Raw genomic sequence first — 21,363 nt, forward strand, 5'->3', positions numbered from 1 at the left:
ACATTTTCAAATGAAAAAATATTCTTCTAAACGCAGTGTGCAGATTCTTGCACATCTTCTTCAGCAGTACGGAATTTCAGATATTATCATTTCGCCGGGATCGAGAAACGCTCCTTTGGCAATACATTTTTCTGAAATCGACAGCTTCAACTGTTTCTCGATTGTTGATGAAAGAAGTGCAGCGTTTGTTGGAATGGGAATGGCGATGAGCGAGAAAAAACCTGTAGTTCTAACCTGTACAAGCGGATCGGCTGCCGCCAATTATTATCCTGCAGTGACGGAAGCTTTTTATTCAAATACGCCTTTACTAATTTTAACGGCAGACCGCCCGACAGATTATACCGATATTTTTGACGGGCAGACCATTCGCCAGAATAATCTTTTTCATCAGCATTCCTACGGGGATTTTCAGCTTCTGGAAGATTCCAAAGACGATGCGGAAAATATCAATTCTGAAACTATCAAGAAAGCCATCGAACTTTGTTTTGAAAAAAGAGGTCCGGTGCACATCAATATCCCTTTGGAAGAACCATTGTACGAGCTGGTTTCTGAGCTGCCAACTTTTCCTTCCGTAGAGCATACGATTCGCCAGAAAGAGTATGAAATGCCATCCAACCTTATTGCCGACTGGAATACATCGCAGCGAATTATGATTTTGGTAGGAACCAGAGATTACAGCGCCGAACTTGAAAATCAGTTAACACAATTGGTGAAAAACCATACGGTTGTAGTTTTGTGTGAAGCCAATTCCAATCTATATCACGAAAAGTTTTTTAAACATATCGACCGCTACATTACCGGATTTACAGAAGAAGATTACAGACAATACGCTCCCGATCTTTTGATTACAGTAGGCCAAAATGTGGTTTCAAAAAGGGTAAAACAGTTTTTGAGAAATGCTCACCCTAAACAACACTGGCATCTTGATGAGGTTTGGCAGCCCGACACTTATTTTGCGCTGACGCAGAAAATTGAAATTAAACCCGAACTGTTTTTCTCTAAACTCCTGAATTTTGCAGCCCTCGAGCCTAAGCCTTTTTATAATCTCTGGGATGTTCTCAGGGATAAAAAAGACCTGAAACATGAGCAGTATCTTAATCTGGTAGAATATTCAGATTTTTATTTTTTCAACAAAGTTTCGCACAGCGTTCCGGAAAATTACAACATACATTTCAGCAATTCTTCAGCGATTCGTTATGCCCAGCTGTTTGATTTCGGAAAGAGAAGGATTTACTGCAACCGTGGTACGAGCGGCATCGACGGAAGTACTTCCACAGCAATGGGCTTTGCCATTAAAAATGAAAAACCAACGCTTTTGCTTACAGGAGATCTGAGTTTTATGTACGATGTGAATGGCCTTTGGAACCAGTATATTCCGCCGTTTACGAGAATTATTATTTTCAACAACGGGGAAGGAAATATCTTTAAAATCATTCCGGGACCGGGAAATGCCAATTCGAATACTGTAGACGAATTTATCGCAACAAAACACCACAAAAACGTAGAGTTTTTAGCAAAACACTTTGGATTCTCCTACACAAAAGTGGAAGATGAAATGACGCTTGACCGTGTGATGGATAATTTCTTCAAAGCCGATATCCAGCCTAAAATTCTGGAAGTTGTAACGGCAGGGAAAAGCAATGCTGAAATTTTAAAAACTTATTTTAAATCGTTGTAACTGACTTAAGTTGAAACATTAAGGTTATTAAATTTTTAAGATTTGATGAAGATGAAGTGTATAATTTCTTAAGCTCGTCGCTCAAAATTCTAATAACTGAAATAATTTAAACGGTTGCGTTGAGATACTTTGACTGCGTCGAACCTAAAGGTTTCAGCATGACAAAACTGGGGATAAAAGAAATCAAAATAAATTGAACGTTATCCTTAATAAATATCTTCAGATATTTCCTGAACAAAACTTAACAACTTATTAGCCTTAATGGTTTTAATAATAAAATGATTTACAAATCCAGATAATCCTCATTTCCGGGGAGATTAACGATTTTGTCGATGGGATAGATAAACATATCATCAAAATCATTCATGGCGTTAATGAGCTGAAAATGAGAAAAGTCTTTCAGGTTTTGCAGAGTGATTTCTGTTTCTTTAATTTTCTTTGATTTCAGCAAATGCTGACGCTGCACGCCGTTTAAAAGATAAGTAGTCGGTGTGAACCAGTCTTTTCCTTTTTTAAATAAGAGATTGGAAAAAGAAGTGTCTGTAATGTGATTGTTTTTTACGATAATAATCTCTTCAGCCCTTGATTTCATCTTCATCCTGTCAAGTTCCTTGCGGTCTTCAAATTTGAAAGAATAATCGTAGCTGTTGTTTTCCACCAACTGAAAAGTATGGATTTCCGGTATCGCATACGGAATCATCTGGGTGCGGATCTTTTTGTCTAAATCGTAAACCAGACGAAGTTTGTACAAGCCGTCTTCGTCATGCTCCAGATGTTTAAAAATCTTCTGCAGGTCGATAGGATCACTCTTTCCGAAGTGAGAAAAAGTGTCGTTAATTCTTTTCTGATGAAGATCGGCAAGAAAAATTTTCTGGTCTTCTACTTTTATGCTTTCAATGAATTGGGACATAGATTTTGTTTTTCATTTCTTCGTACTCGTCTTCTAATTTGCTCATGTGGGTAATTCCGCCGCCACTTTTAAAAAAAAGTTTACCGTTTTCTTTTTCTATAAAACGGATCATCACGCAGCTGTCGAGGTTTTCTCCGTCAAACCAGCCGCAAACTCCAGTGTAAAATCCTCTGTCGAAACCTTCTGCTTCCAGAATAATTTCCAGAGTTTTAGGTTTTGGAGCTCCTAAAATTGAACCTGCAGGAAGGAGTTTCTGCATAATACTTCCTATATTTCCCTGAAATTCCGGTTTCAAATTTCCTGAAATTTCCGAGCTCATGGCGTAAAGATCTTTCTGTTTTGTCTTCAAAAAATCAATATACTGAAATTTATCCACCTTCACATCATCAGCGACCATGCTTAAATCGTTTCTCAGGAGATCAACCACAGTGTAATGCTCTGCTTTTTCTTTAGGATCATTTTTCAAAACTTCAGCGGCATTATCTAAAGATGCATCAATAGTGCCTTTCATCGGAAACGTCAGTATTTTGCCGTCAATGATTTTAACGAAAGTTTCAGGAGAAAAAAATACGAAAAAATCTTCAGATAACACTTTGTATTTGGCCTGAGAATGATAAAAAATTTCCTTTAAAGTCAGATTGGTTTCAATCTCTGTTTTTCGGGTGTAATTGGTTAAATATGAGTTGCCTAACCGAAGATTGCTTTGCACATGATCAAACCCTTTTCTGAAAGCGTCCATAGTTTCGGGATAAGCTTTCAGTTGAATCTTTTTATTTAAATCATCCTTCTTTATCGAGTTTGAAAACGACTGAAAATCAATTAACAAGCCTGATTTGCCAAGTTCGATTTCAGTATAAACCAAAACATTTTCACAAAGAAAATCAGTCATGAAAAAAAACGGAACTTTCTTTTGCGAAAGCTCGTCCATTCTTTTAAAATTTGGATGATTTGCCAAAAACATTCCGCAAAAGTAGTTATTGATGTTTACTTTTGCATAAAATTTTTTCTGATGCAACAACAATATCCCCAAAAAGCGGGAATCGATCTTATTTTAAAGCAGGCTTTTTCATACTGGAGTAAAACTTTCGGCTTACAGCTGATGTTTTCAATAATTTATTTTGGAATTTTTCTTACGGTATTTTACTATTTAGGTACAAAATATAATGTGATCGTTGATCTGCAAACGGCCTTTATGGATTACCAGCAGGCGGGCAAAAGCGGAGTTGAAGACTTTCAGACCGATATTGCTACCATCACAGACAGTGAAGGTTTTCAGTATTTCATTTTGGGAATGATGGCAGTAAGAATCTTTCTTTATCCTTTAAATATAGGCTTTTACCAGATTTATAAAAAGATGGATTTGAAAGAGGAGGTCGGTATAAATGATTTGTTTGCAGGCTATATTGGAATTAATTTCTTCAAATTTTTAAGCTTTTATATTTTCTGGATATTTCTGTACACCATTATTGGAAGAACCTTTGTTTTGCCTGTACTTTGGGTGATGCTGACCATTTTTGCTGCCCCGCTGATGTTTTTTGAAAATAAAAGAATCATTGAAATTATTGCCATCGGCTGGAAGGCTTTAAAGAATAATTTTCTGGAAATTTTTGTTTGCGTTTTGGTTTCATTGCTTTTCTGCTATGCAGGTTTTCTGTTCTTTTTTGTAGGGTTTCTTGTCACATTCCCTTTTTGGAATGCCATGATTTATTCTATGTATAAAAACGTTTTGGAACAAAATATAAAGGAAGAAGAAACAGTTTAATATTTTTTTGTGGTGAAAATAATTTATATTTGAGTAATCATAAAAATCTAATAAACGATGTCTCAATTTGACGAATTTGACCAGCAGGGAAAGGCTCCCGCAAGAAATACCGGCGCCATCATTTCGCACGCCTTTGAAATGTATAAAGGTGTTTTTCTCTACGGTTTGGTCGTGATGATTATTTATTTTGTAGCTGATTTTATTCTGCAGTTGATCACGGGCTTCAGCCTCTGGACCGATTTTGACAGTTTCAATGATTTTGATGATGCAGAAAGCAGACTGTGGAGAAATTCTGAAGTGAAATTTTATTACTCTTCAACCGGCTTGCTCAACATTGCACTTACTCCACTTTATCTTGGATTAATTTACGTCACCAACAAATTCAATAACAAACAACAGATTGATTTCAATGATCTGTTTATTGGTTACCGTCAGAATCTTGGACAGACAATGCTGTATGGTCTGATCACAACAATTATTCTTTACATCTCACTCGCCATGTGCGGATTCCCGTTTTTATTTGTCTTTCCGCTGTTTCTTCTGGGTCTGCCATCTCTTTTATTTGAAAATCTTTCAGCAACTGAGGCGCTTGGTAAAACCTTTAATATCGCCAAAGAAGACTATGGTGTTTTTCTGGGCGTAAGTCTTTTGGGCGGTCTTTTAAGTATCGCAGGATTTATACTTTGTTGTATTGGTATAGTTTTTACTATCCCCTTTATCTATGTTGTCATGTATTCTGCATACTGTGCGTATTGCGGAAAGCCAAGACAGATTTAAAAAAAAATTAAAATCATGAATACCAACGAGCAAATCAGCGGCACAAAAATCAAGCAGGTTTTTCTTTTAGCAATCATTATTACGATGGTTGCTTTAATATGTTTTAACCTTGCACTGTTTATCCCTTCAGTTCTGGGAGCAATTACGATTTACGTCGTTTGCAGGAAGTACAATTTTTATCTTCAGGAAGAAAAAAAATGGAAACCTTGGGCAGCGGCTCTACTGCTGATGTTGGCGAGTCTTCTTGTGATTGTTTTGCCGATTTACTTTATCGCCGATCTTTTGATTGAAAAATTGGGAAATGCACAGGCATACATGACGAAATTCAACGTTTTTATAGATAAAATACATGATTTTGTTTATTCTAAAACCAAAATTGACCTTCTGAGCAACGAAAACATGACGAAGCTGAAAACTGCTGCAGGAAGATTCTCTACCTCGGCACTCAGCGGAACTGTAAATACACTCACCGTGATTATGTCGATGTATTTCATTCTGTATTTTATGTTTGAGAAACCACGTTTGTTTGAAAGAATCCTGGGTTCTGCAGCACCTCTAAAAAGGGCAAATGTATCTTTAATCGGTGAGAAAATGCGTAAGCTCATTATGGCCAATGCGATCGGAATTCCTGTTGTGGCTTTAGGTCAGGGGATCATTGCTTTGATTGGTTACTTTATTTTCGGTGCGCCAAGTCCGGTACTTTTATTTGCGCTTACTGCAGCAGCATCGATGATTCCGGTGGTTGGGGCAGCGATTATTTATGTTCCGATCTGTATCTTTATGATTGCAGAAGGAAATACCGGAGCGGGTCTTGGTTTGGCTGCCTATTGCGTGATTGTAGTAGGTGTTACGGATAATCTATTAAGATTTACTTTACTTAAAAAACTGGAAGATATTCACCCTTTAAATACTGTTTTCGGAATTATCATGGGGATGAATCTTTTCGGGTTTATGGGATTGGTTTTTGGTCCCATCATGGTTTCCTTAACCTTACTTTTAATTCAGGTGTACAGAAATGAGTTTTCGGATGACGGAAGCAGAGATTTAATCCTTTCAGATAAAGACAAGGACGAAGAGCTCGAAAATAAAATAGATTTGATTGTTTGATACATGGAAGGATTAAGACCTGAAATTCTTCAGGAAATATGTGTGGTGAAAATGCCGTTCGGGAAGTACAAAGGAACAATACTCGCCGACATTCCGGTTAATTATCTCGAATGGATGCATAAAAAAGGGATGCCTGCGGGGAAATTGGGGATGCAGCTTTCAACGGTTTACGAAATTAAAATTAATGGTCTGACAGATTTGCTCAGGCCATTGAGGAATTAATTAGATTCATTCAAAATTATTTACGACCTTTACAGGATGTTTTTATTTTCTAAATGAAAGTACCAAAAAAAATAAATACGGCCAGAAGGTCACTGATGCGGGGACTTACTAAAAATGTTGGAAAGTCTCATTCTAATACAATTGTAAAGAAAAATATTCCTCTAAAGAAGATTTTGATTTCGAGGCCCAATCACAGGCTGGGGAATCTGCTTTTAATGTCTCCTTTAGTACAGGAAGTTACAGAAACTTTTCCCGATGCCCAGATCGATTTATTTGTAAAAGGTGGAATAACTCCTATCATTTACAAAAATTATAAAAATATTGACCGGATTATCCAGTTGCCAAAAAAGCCGTTCAGTAATATGTTTCAGTACATCAAAGGTTGGGCAAAACTGAAAAGCAGAAAGTATGATCTCGTCATCAATGCGAGTCATGGTTCTTCGTCAGGGAAATTGTCAACTTCAATGGCGAGGGCGGAATACAAAATTTTTGGAGATACTGATGAAAAACTTGGATCAGAATTTCAAGACTACCGGCACGCTGCAAAAAATTCAATCTACACTTTAAGAGATTTTCTGAAGCATCTGGACATAGACAGGAGCAATGCTAAAATACCTGTTTTAGATATAAAATTAAGTGCTGAGGAAAAACAAGAAGGTGAAAAAAAGCTACATAATCTTGTGAAAAATGACAGGAAATCGATCTGTCTTTTTACTAATGCCACAGGAGCAAAATGTTACTCCGAAGAATGGTGGAATGCTTTTTATGAAAAATTAGAAACTGCCTTTCCCGACTATAATATTGTAGAGCTTTTACCGGTAGAAAACATCTCGAAAATCAATTTCCGCGCACCGGCTTTTTACAGCAAAGACATCCGCGAAATGGGAGGGTTCATTGCCAACTGTAAAGTTTTCATTGCAGCAGATAATGGCGTCATGCATTTGGCAAGTGCTGTGAACACTCCAACCGTGGGCTTTTTTATGGTTACGGAAGAGGAAGTTTACAAGCCATACAACGAGGGAAGTTTTTCTGTGAATACCAATGAGCATTCTGCGGATGAAATTTTCACTTTATTAAAAAATATCCTCTAAAAACGAACAGTAATCTGTCAATATGAAAAGTTTTTACGCAGAAGGCTTCAAACGTTTAGAGGCTAAAATTTTAGATGTATTAAATAATTTTAAGACTGGTGGAATTCTGATCGGCCCCGGAAGCAGGAACGTGGTAAAAATCTTTGATATTGAAGGCGAAAGATTCAATTTCAAATCTTTTAAACAGCACAATGTCATCAACCGGCACGTTTACAAATATTACCGAAAATCCAAGGCAAAACGTTCTTTTGAGTATGCACAGCTTCTTCTAAGCAAAGGTTTCCAAACTCCGGAACCAGTCGCCTATATTGAAAACTTTGATTTTTGGGGTGTAACGTCAAGCTATTATATCAGCCGACAACTTGAAGATTCTCCGACTTTGATGGAAGTTATTGTCCATCTTACGTTTCCTGATAGAGAGCAAATTATTCGTGAATATGCTCAGTTGATGTTTCGTTTGCATGAGCAGGGATTTGAGTTTTTAGACAATGCTCCGGGAAATTTCATCATCAAAAATGAAAATGGGAAGCACCGTTTTTACATGGTAGATCTCAACCGAATGAGCTTTCACGAGAAGATGGATTTGGATAAAAGATTAAATAATTTTGCACGCCTGACTTCTGATCCTGAAGTAATTAGAATGATCAGCGATGAATACGCAAAACTTGTTGGCTCATCCGGAGATTACTGTTTTAATAAAATTACCCAGGCCATCAACGGAATGGTTCGCAAAAGAAAAATGAAAAAAATTCTTAAGTTTTACAAATTTTTACTTCCAAAACGTTAGTTTTTCAAGGCTTCAATCTCGTCACGCAGTTTTGCTGCTTTTATAAAATCTAAATTCTTCGCAGCAGCTTCCATTTCTTTCTGTTTCTGTAAAACAATTTTTGCCACATCCTCAGTAGAATAGTTCGCTTTTGTTTCAGCAACTTTTTGAGTGATTTCTTTCTGCGTATATTTTTCGTCCGGGAAATCTTTGCTTCTTCCCACAAGATTTTCAGAAATCTTCTTATTTAAGGCTGTCGGAACTTTTCCGTGCTCCTGATTGTAACTGATCTGCTTTGCGCGGCGGTATTCCGTTTCATCCAAAGTTGCCTGCATCGATTTTGTAATCTTATCAGCATACATGATGGCTCTTCCGTTAATGTTTCTCGCAGCACGACCCACGGTTTGTATCATCGATCTTCGGCTTCTCAGCATTCCTTCTTTATCGGCATCCAAAATCGCAACCAGAGACACTTCGGGTAAATCCAAACCTTCCCTTAATAAATTGACACCAATCAGTACATCAAAAAGGCCCACACGCAGATCGTGCATGATCTGAATACGCTCCAAGGTCTCCACATCAGAGTGAATGTATCTCGTTCTGATGCCGAATTTTGTGAAATATTTGGTCAGCTCTTCAGCCATTTTTTTGGTTAAAGTCGTCACCAAAACCCTCTCATCCAATTCAGCTCTTTTGTTGATTTCTTCCATTAAATCATCGATCTGATTTAAAGAAGGTCTGATTTCAATAATCGGATCCAAAAGCCCTGTCGGACGGATGATTTGTTCAATATATTCACCACCGGTTTTCTCCAGTTCATAATCCGCCGGAGTTGCTGAAACATAAATGACTTGATTCTGAATTGCTTCAAACTCCTCAAATTTCAAAGGTCGGTTATCCATCGCAGCAGGAAGACGGAAACCATAGTCCACTAGAGCTTCTTTACGGCTTCTGTCGCCACCGTACATGGCATGAACCTGCGGAACGGTAACGTGGCTTTCGTCAATCACCATCAGATAATCTTTCGGGAAATAATCTAAAAGGCAAAACGGTCGAGAGCCGGGAAGTCTTCCGTCAAGATAACGGGAATAATTTTCAATTCCTGAGCAATAACCCAATTCTTTAATCATTTCAAGATCGAGTTCTGTTCTTTCCTGAAGTCTTTTAGCTTCCAGAGGTTTTTCAATGGAACCAAAAAAATCGACCTGCTTCACCATGTCATCCTGAATATTTCTGATGGCTCCGTTCAAAGTTTCTTTTGAAGTCACGAAAAGATTGGCAGGATAAATCTGAATAGATTCAAAATTGGAAGTTACATTGCCCGAAACCGGATCAAAACTTTGAATTTTTTCTATTTCGTCACCAAAAAACTGTACTCTGATTCCGTTATCAGCATAAGCTGGAAATATATCAATTACATCACCTTTTACCCGAAACGTACCTCTTTGAAACTCGCTGAGTGTTCTGGAATACAATGCGTTAACTAAAGAATGAAGCAGTGCGGTCCTTGTAGTTTTCTCACCAATTTCCAATGAAATTAAAGACTTATGAAATTCTGCCGGATTTCCAACGCCATAAATGCATGATACTGAGGCAACAATCAAAATATCTCTTCTTCCGGAAAGCAAACTTGCAATCGCCGAAAGTCGCAGCTTTTCCACTTCTTCGTTGATGCTCAAATCTTTCTCAATGTACGTTCCGGAACTGGCAATGTAAGCTTCAGGCTGATAATAATCGTAGTAACTCACAAAATATTCAACGGCATTTTCAGGAAAGAATTCTTTAAACTCCATGAAAAGCTGTGCTGCCAGAGTTTTGTTGTGTGCCAAAACAAGGGTCGGTCGCTGAACATTATTCACAACATTGGCAACGGTAAATGTTTTACCCGAGCCGGTAACTCCCAAAAGCGTCTGATATTTTTCACCGATTTCAACGCCACCCGTCAGTTTTTCAATTGCTGTAGGCTGATCTCCTGTAGGTTTGTATTCTGATTGAAGTTTGAATTGCATTGAACAAATTTAGGAAATAAATGTTTGAAGAGAATAGGGTGGAGGTCATAATTTACAATTTGCTTTCATCATGCGCCGTGAATAAAAAAAGCGTCCCGAAAAAAATCAGAACGCTTTTAAAAATCATAAATTTCTCAAACCTTTTAGAAGGAATTTTTTATTTGATTCATGGCAGGAATCACTGACAGCGATAGTAAGATGATTTTTTCCAATGATGCTGTCGCTGTAAACAAAGCCTTTCTTTCTTTTTTTATTATCAATCAAAACGTAATATTCTGTATTAATGTATCTGTCGTCGCCGTAGAGAAGAATATTTTTAAATTTTGGTCTTTTCTTATTTAATTTTTTAAATTCTTCTTCACTTGAGGCAAATTTAAATCCGCCAAAACTCACGTACTTCAATTTCAAACTGTCATTACTTATGCAAAGATACTGTTGGTCTTCGTAGCAGTAGGCTTTTGTGTTATATTGCGCATATCTGCTGAAGTGATTTCCGGAGCAGCTGTAGAACATAAAACTTAGAATTATAAGAAAGGCGTACGATTTCATACAGATGTTATTTAGCAGGAGAGTTTGTGGCGAACTGCATTTTCAAAGGTAGTTTAAAAACAGTTTTTACATTTTTGCCATTATCTTTGGCTGGTTTCCAAGGTTTATTGTTTGTTGCCAATTTTACAGTCCGCACAGCTTCAGTATTGAATGCTATATCTTCGCCATCTGCTATTACATCTGTGGTCTTACCATTCTCGTCAACTGAAATAAATATTGATGTTGAAATAATTCCTGTCTTTTTATCGAAAAGTGACGAATCAAAGTTTTCTGCAATCTTTACTCTTAAATCATGAATTCCTCCTGGAAAATCTGCCTGCACAAAATTTGCCGAAGGCGGTGGAGGTGGTGGGATAGTTTTGGTCTCCGAAAAATCTTCAAAAATTGTCTTTGTTATTTTCTCTTTTTTTGGTTGAGAAACTTTTGCATCTTTATTTTTTTTAGGCGAAATGGTGTCGTTCTTCACCCATTGTTTATATTCTGCCATATCAACTTTGAATGATACAGTAATTTTTTTTGCAGCGTTATATTTTTTTGCAAATGCTTTTGTGTATAAAACTACTCCATAATCATATTTTCCATAATCTGGATTTGTGGGAATAACCTTTAAAATATATACATTATAAAAATCTGTGTTTTTATAATTTTTCAGAACTTTATTATCAACCAATTTTCCATCAATTTCTATTTTATAACTGGAAATCAGAAATTTATTCATTTGATTTATGGTAGGTATTTCTCTGCTTATTTCTGTATATTTTACCCATATTGGCGCTTCAATTAAATCTGTAGAATTGAAATTATCAAATAGGTCAGCCAACTTCACCTGCACTTCCCGAGGGACTTCTGTGGTGAATTTTTTATGATCCCGATTTTTTATTATAGGTTCATATCTTTCGATTATTTTAATGAATTCTTTGTAAGCCTCCGAATGGTTTAGTGATAGTTTTGTTGCATTACTTTTGATTCCGTAATCATTTTTCAGATCACCAACATTATTCCCATACACCTTCTCAGCAAATACAAACGCAGCAATTGCAAATACGGGTACTGCCAAAAACTTTTTTACCTTGGCAAATTTTGAATTTTGTTTTGTCATCATAATAAATCGTTTTTTAGTGTTGTTAAAATTAAACTGATGAGTAAGAGATAAGTTTTGTTGTTTTAAAACTTCCTGTAAAATCAGTTCCTGATAGTTTTTAATGTCATTTTTTTTATTGATAACCTCTTCGTCAGCGAGAAATTCGTGGTTGTTGATCATTGCATTTTTATAGAAATAAAAGAAAGGATTGATCCACAAAACGGCTTTTGTCAGTTCGATAAAAACCAAATCTAGCGAATGTTTCTGTTGAATATGAATTTCCTCGTGCATGAAAACACGTTCGTCAATTCCGGAATCAGTAAAAGACTTTTCTGAGATGTAAATCGTATTCCAAAAACTGAATGGTGCCAAATCCCTCTTTAGTAAAACAATCTTTTTGCTTTTATAAATTATTTTTCTACCCTTTAAATTTTTAATTTTTAAAACTGAAAAAATGAATTTTGCCAGAAAAAAGACAGCGATTAAACAATAAGTTGTCAGAAGAATCTGATTTAAATCAAAGCTTTTTTCTTCAACAATCTGTCCTGTTAAAATTGGTTGAGATATTTCCTGTTCGATCAGTAAGGTTGGTTTGTCTTCATTTAATTCCGGCAGTTCAATGGTCAAAAATGGAATGGTAAGTGAAAAAATAACCGAAAAAATCAGATAAAAACGGTTGAAAACAAACGTCTTTTCTTTCGACAAAAGCAAATGGTACAATCCGAGCAGAATCCCTGAGCAGATTACGATTTTTAAAACTAAAGTTTCCATAATTATTTTTTTATCTGTTGATCAATGATGTCCCGAAGTTCTTTCAAATCTTTCTGCGTCAGTTTGGAATTTGACGTAAAGAAAGATGCAAACTGTGTAACCGAAGAATTGAAAAAGCGGTCAATCATCGTTGTCATTTCATCCTTAAAGTAATCGCTTTTTGCCACTTTCGGAAAATATTCTCTTGAATTTCCGTAGAGCGTAAAGCCCACCAGATCTTTGTTCTGCATTCTTTTCAGAAGTGTTGCTACAGTTGTTGTCGCAGGTTTCGGAGCGTCATAAGCTTCAAGAATTTCTTTCATAAAAGCTTTCTCTTTTTCCCAGAGAATTTCCATCAAAGTTTTCTCAGAATCGGTCAGTTTTATCTCATTCATATTCTACAAGTTTATATTCTATTCTACAAATGTAGAGTAAAATTTTAATTGAACAAATTTTTATGGCATTATTTTTCGTCTTTAACAGACTACACTTTAAAAATTAATTATGAATAAGATTCTATTACCCATTTTGTTAGCTTCTGCCACCACCATCGTTTCGTGTCAGGGCAAAGGCAAACCCAGCGAACCGTCGGCTAAGGAAGAAAAGCCCAATACCAACTACAAACCTGCATTTGAAGGGCAAACGCGAATCGCTCCCGTAAAAACTACTACACCCTACAACGTAGAAATCATCAACACCTCACTCGGAAAACCCTGGGGAATCATCAATCTTCCTGACGGACGGTTTTTAATTACCGAAAAATCAGGTTTTATTAATGTTGTTTCTACCGACGGAAAAACGGTTTCAAAAATCGAAGGTTTCCCGAAAGTGGATGACAAAGGTCAGGGTGGAATGCTCGATGTAGCATTAGATCCGGATTTCAAAACAAATCAAATGATTTATTTCTGTTATTCTGAACCTTATGGAGAGGGAAATCACACAGCGGTTGCCAAAGGAAAATTATCTGCCGACCTGAAAAATATTTCAGAGGTTAAAGTCATTTTCAGGGCAACACCAACTTATGATGGCGATAAACATTACGGAAGCCGTCTTCAATTTGATAAAGACGGAAATTTATTTGTGAGCACCGGTGAAAGGTCAGATAAGGAAACGAGAGTTTATGCTCAGAAAACGGATAATTATTTAGGTAAAATTTTAAAAATTACCAAAGACGGAAAACCTGCCGAAGGAAATCCATTTATTGGAAAAGCCGGTTACAAACCTGAAATCTATGCTTTCGGAATCAGAAGTCCTCAAGGTTTGGCTTTAGATGAAAAAGGACAGCTTTGGGATATTGAAATGGGACCGAGAGGCGGCGACGAAATCAATCTCATCCAGCCCGGAAAAAATTACGGTTGGGGCGATGTAACGTATGGAATTGAATACAACGGCGACAAAATCAACAACGGAACCACCCAAAAAGCAGGAACAGAACAACCAATTTATTATTGGGATCCTGTAGTTTCACCAAGCGGAGTCACTTTCTACACAGGAAATATTGCAGAATGGAAAAACAACCTTTTCATCGCTTGTTTAAGTGGACAACACATCAACAGAATTGTTTTGAAAGATAATAAAGTAGTAGGTGAAGAACGTCTGCTTTTAGACCAGAAAGAAAGATTCAGGGATGTTTTGAATGGAATGGATGGAAATCTTTATGGGGTGACGGATAGTGGAAAGCTGTATAAAGTTTCTAAGAAGTAATTCTTTAAAACTGTGTTTTTGTAGTTTAAGTTTCGCTAAAATTAATTTTTTATATCTTTGCTGTCGTAAAAAATCAACAAATGAAAAAATTATTTTTAGCAGCAATGATTGCTGTTTTTGGTGTTGCCAATGCTCAAAACGACGCTTTTTCCGGAAAAGGTGATTTGAAACTAAACATCGGAGCCAACATCCAAAATCATGGAGCAGGAATTATGACTTCCTTAGACTACGGTTTGGGAGAAAGTTTCTCCATCGGGGCACAGGCCGGTTACCTTTTGGGAATCGACGAAATCTATGGTGACAAATCAAGAGTTGAACACCGTTTTGATGTAAAAGCCAGAGCCAGCGCACATTTAGGAGACGTTATCGGTTTGCCTGCCAATTTCGATGTCTATCCAGGTCTTAATTTAGGTTTGAAAAACTTTGGAGCCCACGCAGGCGCAAGGTACTTCTTCAAGAAAGGATTTGGCGTTTTCACAGAGATTCAGTTACCGATTGCAAAATACAACACAGATTCTGATAATTACAGACTTTTAAACAACCAGTTTGCTTTTATGGCTGGAGTTTCTTTTAATCTGTAATTGATTAAAGTTAATAGAAAAGCGATTTCAGTGATGAAATCGCTTTTTTTTGGATTAAAGTGTTTTGTATAAAATCCTTTTAAATACATAAATCTTAATTTTCAAAGTATTCTTTTGGAGATTTTCCATACTTCTCTTTAAAAGCAGTCGCAAAAAATTCCGGACTGCCGAAACCCAATTTTGATGAAATGTCCTTTATTTTTTGGCTGCTGAATTGTGAATCTGCTTTAAGTTTCTCGTCAAGATATTCAAATCGTAAGTCCGTTAGATAGGAATTGAATGTTTTTCCTTTATAAATTTTAATGACTTTACTCAAATACTTTTCGTTAGTATTCATTTTTTGCGCTAAAGTGGTGAGTTTTAAATCCTGTTCTAAAAATCCAAAAGAAGATTCGAAATTTTTCATAGAAGCGAGAATCTGATCGACCGTAAGTTTGTTAATCGGTCGGTACAAACTATAATCGATTTCTGTACCATCGGAAGTTGCCTGTATCTCTACCTTGTTATTCTTTGGTTGCGGAATCTCAGTGGGAGTTTTCAGTATTTCTACAATCTTTAGAACGTCTTTCTTTTTGTTGGGTTTAATTTTTCGATACACAAAATAAGCGACGCCAATCGAACTTAAAGAAATAATGGCGATACTAAGCCAATCACTAAACTTTTGCTCATCTTCAGCAAGAGCCTGTTCTTCTGTTTTATGCTTTTCGTCAAAGTCTTTCAGCTTTAATTGAACGTAGTTTTTAACATCTTTTTCAAACTTGTCAAACTCAAGCAGATCATTTAATGAAGCCAATTGTTGTTCTGTAGTTCCGTGCTTCTTATAATACTCTGTAAAGAAGTCGAATGCCGGACGGAAGGCTATAGATGTTTTCCTGCTTTTAAGAAAATTGTTTTTTATTTTTTCAAATATTGGAAAAGCTTTATCTATCTTGCCGGTTTTCCAGTAGCATTGGGCTAAAAGAAAAGTTATGTTTTCAGATACTTCAATATTTGTTTTACCCATCATATCTGTCGCGAGATTTATTTTTTGTATTGCAGACGTATAATTTTTCATGTAAAAATCATTGTAAGCATCTGCAAAAATTACCTGATAACTACTTAAACTAATTTCTCTGTTAGTCTTGTCAAAATTGTAAGACTCTTTGATAAGAAGTTCATTTTCTTTGTGTTTTTGAAGTTTTGCATTTGTCATTATCAATGAAGTCAAATAAAACCTATACCATAATTTATTATTAGGTGGCGTAAGATTTTTCTTGAGATTTTGATACTGTTCGTTTAACAGTTTTTGAGCAGCTTCATCCTCATTAATTAAAGATTTCAGTTTTGCTATCGTAAATATAGATTTTACTACTTCCTCTGGCTTTTGAGTTAAATAATAATCGTAAGCAATGACCGAAAATTCTGAAGCTTTTTTATAATCTGATAGCATTAAACTTCTTGTGGCTATTGCGTAATAGGAATTTCCAATAGCAACCTGATCCTTCAATTTTATTGCTAAATTCAAGATGCTGTCTCCATACTTTAGGCCAATGCTGTCATTAGCCATACCTGATGCACTTTCATAACCATTAAGTAATTCCTGAGGGTTGTTTTCTTTTTTAGCTAAATCAATATATTTTTTGCACAACGCTAAAGCTTGGTCTCTGTTTTTAGCAATTATGATTTCTTGATGAATCTTTTCAAAATGGGAAGCTTCGTTAATATTTGTTTGGTTTTGTCCTCTAATAAGATCCGAAAAGAAAATAAGACTTAAAATGAGAAGTAAAAACCGACAATTTCTGGTCATTGTGAAAGGGAATTATCTGCAAAATAACGGAAATATTTAGTTTAAATCCAATTATCATTTAATGCGTTGAAAATCAACAGCAAATTTTCGCCATTTTTCTTTTTAGAAAGACTGTTTTCCTTTTAGAAAAGATTCCTTTCCTTGGTTCTAATAGAAATTTTCTTTTTACTCAGCTGCTTAATTTTCAGAATTTGGAAAGTAGATTTTTACCACAATATATTTGCCTCAGAAAGGACAAGGAATTCAAAATTTAAAAAATAAAACAATCATGAATCAAAAAAGCAATTGGATCGAAAATCCAACCAAAACACAATTGATTATAAGTCTGACAGTCTATTTAATTCAGCGTGACCATTATGGTTGCAGCAATGACAGATTTTTTTCGGGAACCATTTGATCTGAAGATTAATATTGTCTTGTTGCTTCTGAATCTTGGTGCGACAATAAGCGTCATTAAAGTTATTAGAAATTATTATAAAAAATTTAAAAAATAAATTATGAAAACAGTTAGATTTCTCGCCATCGCAGTAATGCTTCTTACACTTCTTTTTATTACAAGCAATTATCTTTTAAAGGATGAAGAATTTCAGGGAATTAAAATTATCATTCAGGGTCTCCTGATCGGGTTTGTGTTTTCTTTAGTTTTTGCCTTATATAACCGTAAAAAAAAATATCAATGAATCCTGAAACTAAAAACAAACTTCTAAACGTAATTCCTCTAATCATAATTGCATTTATCATCTACAGATTTTCCAACTCTTCAGTTTTCGACACGATGATTTCTGACGGAAATAACGAGATCAAGGAATTTGTAAAGAAATCCTTCAGCTGGGGAATTTGCTTTGGAGCACTGATCGTAATTTTTATAAAATATTTTAATCAATTAATAAAAAAAAACTAATGAAAAAATACATACTTATTGTTACACTCGCAACTAACGGAATTGTTGTTACAAAAGCACAGGATAAATTGGAACAAGCAGGTCTTTATAATTCAGAAATAAGCACGATCGAGAAAAAGACTGACGGTAAAACATTAGTATTTTTTCCAATGAAACATGCAGGAATTAGAGAATTTTACAATAATGTCAAAAGTAAAATAGATTCTCTAAAAAAGGAGGGGTTATATTTCCTTTACGAAAAAGTAAAAGTAGATGCGAATGATGAAAATATGCGTAGGAAATTAAAAAAAATCACAGGGAATATCCCAATTTCTGTAGAAAAAGGCTATGTGCAGCTTTTGAGAGATTATGGAATTTTCATGAGAGAAGAATTATTTGATCAACCCTCATACAGTGATTTTGGTTTGGATGAATCAAATAGTGAAAATTTAGATGTTACTGGATTGAACCTGGTCGATTATTATGAAAGAACATACGGAGAAATTAGACTCAACAAATGCGAAATGGAAACTCCGATTACAGCAAAAGATAATTGTAAGGGGAAAATTTTAAAGAAAAAACATAGAGATGATGTAATCTTAACTTTTAGGAATAAAATTATTGCATCAGGTGTTTTGAATGAAAGTCACACAAAAATCGCTTTGATTTATGGAGAAGGTCATATTAAAGGGATTTTCGCAGAATTAGATAAAAATAAATAATTATGAAAAAAACACTATTACCATTTTTGATGCTGTCGTCTTTCGTTTTTGCGCAAAACAGCACTTATGTATCAGCCGGCGCCGGAGTTTTAGCACACAAAAAAACAAGCGCTTTCGACTTTGATGTTGCCGTAGGTTACCAGTTCAAAAAAAATTATGTTCTGGAAGCAAACTACATTCATTCTAAAAATTTGAACCTGGCAAATGTTGTTTTTGGGATAGAATCTGCTTCAGAGAGAAAAATTGTTTTATCAGGATTCACGGGTTTTGGAGCAGCGTTTTTGCAGGACAAAAGTCATTTTAACTACCAGCTCGGGCTTAACATGGGTTATAGAATAGAAAAGCAGTCTCTTGTGGGTTTGAAGATTTCCAACAACTTCAATAAAGCCAAAACAGTTACCGCAATGAATTTGTTTTACAGATTTAGCTTTTAATTAATAAAAGATTTAAATAAAATATTTTACCATGAAACCAATCGCCATTCTATGCGCAGCTCAGGCATCTGTTGCGACTTTTACAAATTACTATCACGAAATCTGGGACATTCCGTCAATCCTGAGTTTTGGAACGCTCATTATTTCTGCGGGATATTTAATTGTAAACTTCATTAGAAAATAAAAAAAACAGGGACAAAATTTTCGTCCCTGTTCTGTATTCTAAAAACTTCTAATAATCCGCTCCAATCCCTCTTCCAAAATCTCCTGCGAAGTTGAAAAACAAATTCTCACATGCCCTTCCGCTCCTTTTCCAAACCAACGCTCGGAGCCTGGAACAATCGCTACTTTGCCTTGTTTTAAAACATGTTGGGCAAATTCATCACTCGACATTCCGTTTTCTATTTTTGGGAAAATAACGAACGTAGCTTCAGGTAAATTTGGGTTTAAAATTCCTGAATTTTTCAGCTTGTTGTAAGCGAAATCTCTGTTGCTTTGAAGATGAGCAAGGAAATCATTAAACCACGATTTAGCTTTATCAATCGCAACACTTGCGGCAATCTGAGATAATGTAGAAACCCCTTCAATCGTTGAATTAAACTGAGATTTTTCGGTAAAATCATCCAAGAGATCCTGGTCGTTGCACAAAACAGCGCCAATTCTTAAACCGGCAATTCCAAAAGATTTTGAGAAACCGAAAACGGTGAAACTTTTCTTCTTTGCTGCTTCAGAAACAGAAGAATAGGTGTTGAATTCTTTTTTGTCGTAAACAATATCGCTCCAGATCTCGTCGCTCATTACCCAAAGATTATGAGCTTCAGCGATTTCAGATATTTTAATTAAAATTTCTTTAGAATAAACTCTTCCTACAGGATTGTGAGGGTTGCAAATGCTGATCAATTTCGTTTTCGGACCAATCAAAGATACCAACATTTCCAAATCAATGTCGCCGGTCTTAGAATCTACCGCACAGAGTTTTATATTTCCACCAACAGCATCAACGGTTTTCTTGAATAAAAAATCTACCGGATCAAAAATAATGGCTTCATCACCAGGATTCAAAACATAGTTGGCAACCATGTACATTCCCATTGCAGCACTGTTGACTGCCAAAACATTTTCAGGAGTGAAATTTCCGTTTTTACCACTGTTAAAATGTTCTGCAACACTTTTTTTAAACTCTGGCAAGCCGGAAAACGGACCGTAGCTGAGGTAACCGTCTTTAATGTATTCAATAATTCCCTGCTCGATCACAGGCGACATTCTGAAGTCCGGATCAGCTGCCGTTAAAGGGATAATTCCGTCTTCCAGAGTTGCCCATCTGCCGTTGTAGGCCTTCCGTTTCAGAGCTTCGAAGTTGATATCCTTGTTTGTAAACATTGCTTATTTGTATGAAATGGGTAAAGTGTTTTTCGGCTGCTCGCTCAGCGGTAAAAGAAACTGATTCAGTAAAATTCGGCCATTGTTGATATGAATATCGATTTCAGGTCTTCTTTCTTCTTCATATTTTTTGAAGATTTCTTCAAGGTTGTTTCCTTCCTTTAAAAGATTGGTTAAAGTGAAAGAATCTTTCAGTGCAGAAGTTACGCCCTGACTTGTAAACGGAATCAGCGGATGTGCAGAATCACCGATAAATACTATGTTCTGGTGGTAGAAAGGATTCAGTTTTTCCAGTTCATAAACGCGCCAGATGTGTGCATTTTCGTAGCTTGATCTTTCAATAATTGATGTTAAAAGCTCATTCCAGTCGCCAAAGTTCTCAATCATAAACTGTTTTATGGAATCTGCATCATAATCTTCGCTGATGAAGTATTTGGTGATGTCAAACTGGCAATACCAAAGGATTTTTGTAGATGAAAGTTTTAATACTCCGAAAGTCAAACCTCCTTTTTCGTGGTGAAATTTAAGAAAATTACTTTCAATCCGGCTGGCGAGCTCTTCGTCTTCAATGATATTTACCACTTCGTTTTCCAGAACAGCGTTCATCGTTTCATCCTGAAATATTTTTCTTCTGATTCTGCTTCGCGAGCCATCTGATGCGACTACAATGTCGGCTTCTATTGTGTTGTTTTCATCAATTTCAATCTTTGCTTTTCCGTTTTCAAAACCTGTCAGTCCGATGGTTGTTTTGTAGGAAATTTTATCTGAAGGGATTTCGTTTGCGAGAATTTCAATCAAAGCACTTCTGGAAACCACAAAAACATCATCCAGTTCTTTTTCAGACATGATTTCGCCTGCCTGATTGTAGTGGATATATTTTTTCAGGAAACTTCCTCTTTTATAAAGCTCTTCGATGTTGATGATGTTTGAAAGAAACTCAATTCCCTCTTTTGGAAGGATAAAACCGTGACCTTTAAGGTCATTTTGAGTGCGTCTTTCGTAGAGATGATAGTCAATATTATTTTTTTCAAGATAATTTGCCATGCTCAAACCGGAAACTCCGGCTCCAATGATTGCAACTTTGCTCATCTTTTTTGATTTTATTGTATAGTTAGTTTTTTTTTAAATTAAATTAAATTCTAAATTGCAGTAAATCATTTATTAAAAACAAATA

At 35.8% G+C, this 21,363-nt stretch carries 23 protein-coding genes; 14 read left to right on the forward strand and 9 right to left on the reverse strand.

Annotated features, from left to right (window positions below):
- Nucleotides 1–10 precede the first annotated feature (10 nt).
- Nucleotides 11–1,678: a 2-succinyl-5-enolpyruvyl-6-hydroxy-3-cyclohexene-1-carboxylic-acid synthase gene (gene menD / locus NG809_RS10185; protein ID WP_262150327.1), complete on the forward strand. Its 1,668-nt coding sequence runs from the start codon at nt 11–13 to the stop codon at nt 1,676–1,678.
- Between the two features lie 283 nt (nt 1,679–1,961).
- Here the strand turns inward: menD and NG809_RS10190 are convergent, their stop codons facing one another.
- Together NG809_RS10190 and NG809_RS10195 are read right to left on the reverse strand one after the other, a co-directional pair.
- The gene (locus NG809_RS10190; protein ID WP_262150329.1) at nt 1,962–2,588 is read right to left on the reverse strand and encodes an aminotransferase class IV; all 627 of its coding nucleotides are present in this window, start codon (nt 2,586–2,588) and stop codon (nt 1,962–1,964) included.
- Complete coding sequence (locus NG809_RS10195; RefSeq protein ID WP_396124855.1) at nt 2,572–3,549, reverse strand: aminodeoxychorismate synthase component I; 978 nt, start codon at nt 3,547–3,549, stop codon at nt 2,572–2,574. The genes NG809_RS10190 and NG809_RS10195 overlap by 17 nt, the downstream gene beginning before the upstream one ends.
- 48 nt (nt 3,550–3,597) lie before the next feature.
- Between NG809_RS10195 and NG809_RS10200 the strand changes: the two genes are divergently transcribed.
- From NG809_RS10200 to NG809_RS10225, 6 genes are read left to right on the forward strand one after another with little or no spacing between them, the layout of a single operon-like run.
- Entirely contained in the window at nt 3,598–4,350 is a 753-nt protein-coding gene (locus NG809_RS10200; protein ID WP_262150333.1) for a hypothetical protein, read from the forward strand.
- Nucleotides 4,351–4,407: 57 nt separating this feature from the next.
- Nucleotides 4,408–5,127 carry a beta-carotene 15,15'-monooxygenase gene (locus tag NG809_RS10205; protein ID WP_262150335.1) on the forward strand — a complete coding sequence of 240 codons (720 nt, stop codon included), beginning with the start codon at nt 4,408–4,410 and terminating at the stop codon, nt 5,125–5,127.
- Between the two features lie 15 nt (nt 5,128–5,142).
- Complete coding sequence (locus tag NG809_RS10210; RefSeq protein WP_262150337.1) at nt 5,143–6,234, forward strand: AI-2E family transporter; 1,092 nt, start codon at nt 5,143–5,145, stop codon at nt 6,232–6,234.
- A 3-nt stretch (nt 6,235–6,237) separates the two neighbouring features.
- On the forward strand, nt 6,238–6,456 hold the full coding sequence (locus NG809_RS10215; protein WP_191737120.1) for a DUF3820 family protein: 219 nt from the start codon (nt 6,238–6,240) through the stop codon (nt 6,454–6,456).
- A 53-nt stretch (nt 6,457–6,509) separates the two neighbouring features.
- Entirely contained in the window at nt 6,510–7,547 is a 1,038-nt protein-coding gene (locus tag NG809_RS10220) for a glycosyltransferase family 9 protein (RefSeq protein ID WP_262150342.1), read from the forward strand.
- Between the two features lie 22 nt (nt 7,548–7,569).
- Nucleotides 7,570–8,334, forward strand: coding sequence for a lipopolysaccharide kinase InaA family protein (locus NG809_RS10225; RefSeq protein ID WP_262150344.1), 765 nt, complete (start codon nt 7,570–7,572; stop codon nt 8,332–8,334).
- On the opposite strand, the gene uvrB is transcribed toward NG809_RS10225, so the two are convergent.
- From uvrB to NG809_RS10245, 4 genes are all read right to left on the reverse strand, one after another.
- Nucleotides 8,331–10,322 (reverse strand): excinuclease ABC subunit UvrB, encoded by a 1,992-nt coding sequence (uvrB, locus tag NG809_RS10230; protein WP_262150346.1) that lies wholly within the window; start codon nt 10,320–10,322, stop codon nt 8,331–8,333. The genes NG809_RS10225 and uvrB overlap by 4 nt on opposite strands.
- Nucleotides 10,323–10,445: 123 nt before the next feature.
- Entirely contained in the window at nt 10,446–10,871 is a 426-nt protein-coding gene (locus NG809_RS10235) for a hypothetical protein (RefSeq protein WP_262150349.1), read from the reverse strand.
- A 7-nt stretch (nt 10,872–10,878) separates the two neighbouring features.
- Complete coding sequence (locus tag NG809_RS10240; protein WP_262150350.1) at nt 10,879–12,723, reverse strand: M56 family metallopeptidase; 1,845 nt, start codon at nt 12,721–12,723, stop codon at nt 10,879–10,881.
- Nucleotides 12,724–12,725: 2 nt separating this feature from the next.
- Nucleotides 12,726–13,097: a BlaI/MecI/CopY family transcriptional regulator gene (locus NG809_RS10245; protein ID WP_262150352.1), complete on the reverse strand. Its 372-nt coding sequence runs from the start codon at nt 13,095–13,097 to the stop codon at nt 12,726–12,728.
- 109 nt (nt 13,098–13,206) lie between these two features.
- On the opposite strand from NG809_RS10245, the gene NG809_RS10250 reads away from it, so the two are divergent.
- Together NG809_RS10250 and NG809_RS10255 are read left to right on the forward strand one after the other, a co-directional pair.
- The gene (locus tag NG809_RS10250; protein ID WP_262150353.1) at nt 13,207–14,406 is read left to right on the forward strand and encodes a PQQ-dependent sugar dehydrogenase; all 1,200 of its coding nucleotides are present in this window, start codon (nt 13,207–13,209) and stop codon (nt 14,404–14,406) included.
- Nucleotides 14,407–14,486: 80 nt separating this feature from the next.
- Nucleotides 14,487–14,987 carry a DUF6646 family protein gene (locus NG809_RS10255; protein WP_262150354.1) on the forward strand — a complete coding sequence of 167 codons (501 nt, stop codon included), beginning with the start codon at nt 14,487–14,489 and terminating at the stop codon, nt 14,985–14,987.
- A gap of 94 nt (nt 14,988–15,081) precedes the next feature.
- On the opposite strand, the gene NG809_RS10260 is transcribed toward NG809_RS10255, so the two are convergent.
- The gene (locus tag NG809_RS10260; protein ID WP_262150356.1) at nt 15,082–16,773 is read right to left on the reverse strand and encodes a helix-turn-helix transcriptional regulator; all 1,692 of its coding nucleotides are present in this window, start codon (nt 16,771–16,773) and stop codon (nt 15,082–15,084) included.
- A 497-nt stretch (nt 16,774–17,270) separates the two neighbouring features.
- On the opposite strand from NG809_RS10260, the gene NG809_RS10265 reads away from it, so the two are divergent.
- Genes NG809_RS10265 through NG809_RS10285 form a run of 5 tightly spaced genes read left to right on the forward strand, consistent with a single transcriptional unit; the run spans nt 17,271 to nt 18,993 of the window.
- On the forward strand, nt 17,271–17,453 hold the full coding sequence (locus NG809_RS10265; protein WP_262150358.1) for a hypothetical protein: 183 nt from the start codon (nt 17,271–17,273) through the stop codon (nt 17,451–17,453).
- Nucleotides 17,450–17,674: a hypothetical protein gene (locus tag NG809_RS10270; RefSeq protein ID WP_262150360.1), complete on the forward strand. Its 225-nt coding sequence runs from the start codon at nt 17,450–17,452 to the stop codon at nt 17,672–17,674. Before NG809_RS10265 ends, NG809_RS10270 begins: the two co-directional genes overlap by 4 nt.
- Nucleotides 17,674–18,375 carry a hypothetical protein gene (locus NG809_RS10275; protein WP_262150362.1) on the forward strand — a complete coding sequence of 234 codons (702 nt, stop codon included), beginning with the start codon at nt 17,674–17,676 and terminating at the stop codon, nt 18,373–18,375. Before NG809_RS10270 ends, NG809_RS10275 begins: the two co-directional genes overlap by 1 nt.
- A 2-nt stretch (nt 18,376–18,377) precedes the next feature.
- Nucleotides 18,378–18,809: a hypothetical protein gene (locus NG809_RS10280; protein WP_262150364.1), complete on the forward strand. Its 432-nt coding sequence runs from the start codon at nt 18,378–18,380 to the stop codon at nt 18,807–18,809.
- Between the two features lie 31 nt (nt 18,810–18,840).
- The gene (locus tag NG809_RS10285; RefSeq protein WP_262150366.1) at nt 18,841–18,993 is read left to right on the forward strand and encodes a hypothetical protein; all 153 of its coding nucleotides are present in this window, start codon (nt 18,841–18,843) and stop codon (nt 18,991–18,993) included.
- A 38-nt stretch (nt 18,994–19,031) separates the two neighbouring features.
- Here NG809_RS10285 and NG809_RS10290 read toward each other — a convergent pair whose 3' ends face one another.
- Nucleotides 19,032–20,189, reverse strand: a complete 1,158-nt coding sequence (locus NG809_RS10290; protein WP_262150368.1) for a pyridoxal phosphate-dependent aminotransferase — start codon at nt 20,187–20,189, stop codon at nt 19,032–19,034.
- 3 nt (nt 20,190–20,192) lie between these two features.
- Nucleotides 20,193–21,278 carry an FAD-dependent oxidoreductase gene (locus tag NG809_RS10295; RefSeq protein WP_262150370.1) on the reverse strand — a complete coding sequence of 362 codons (1,086 nt, stop codon included), beginning with the start codon at nt 21,276–21,278 and terminating at the stop codon, nt 20,193–20,195.
- Nucleotides 21,279–21,363: the final 85 nt, after the last annotated feature.

The organism is Chryseobacterium foetidum (genome assembly GCF_025457425.1).
In the GTDB taxonomy this organism is placed as follows: domain Bacteria; phylum Bacteroidota; class Bacteroidia; order Flavobacteriales; family Weeksellaceae; genus Chryseobacterium; species Chryseobacterium foetidum.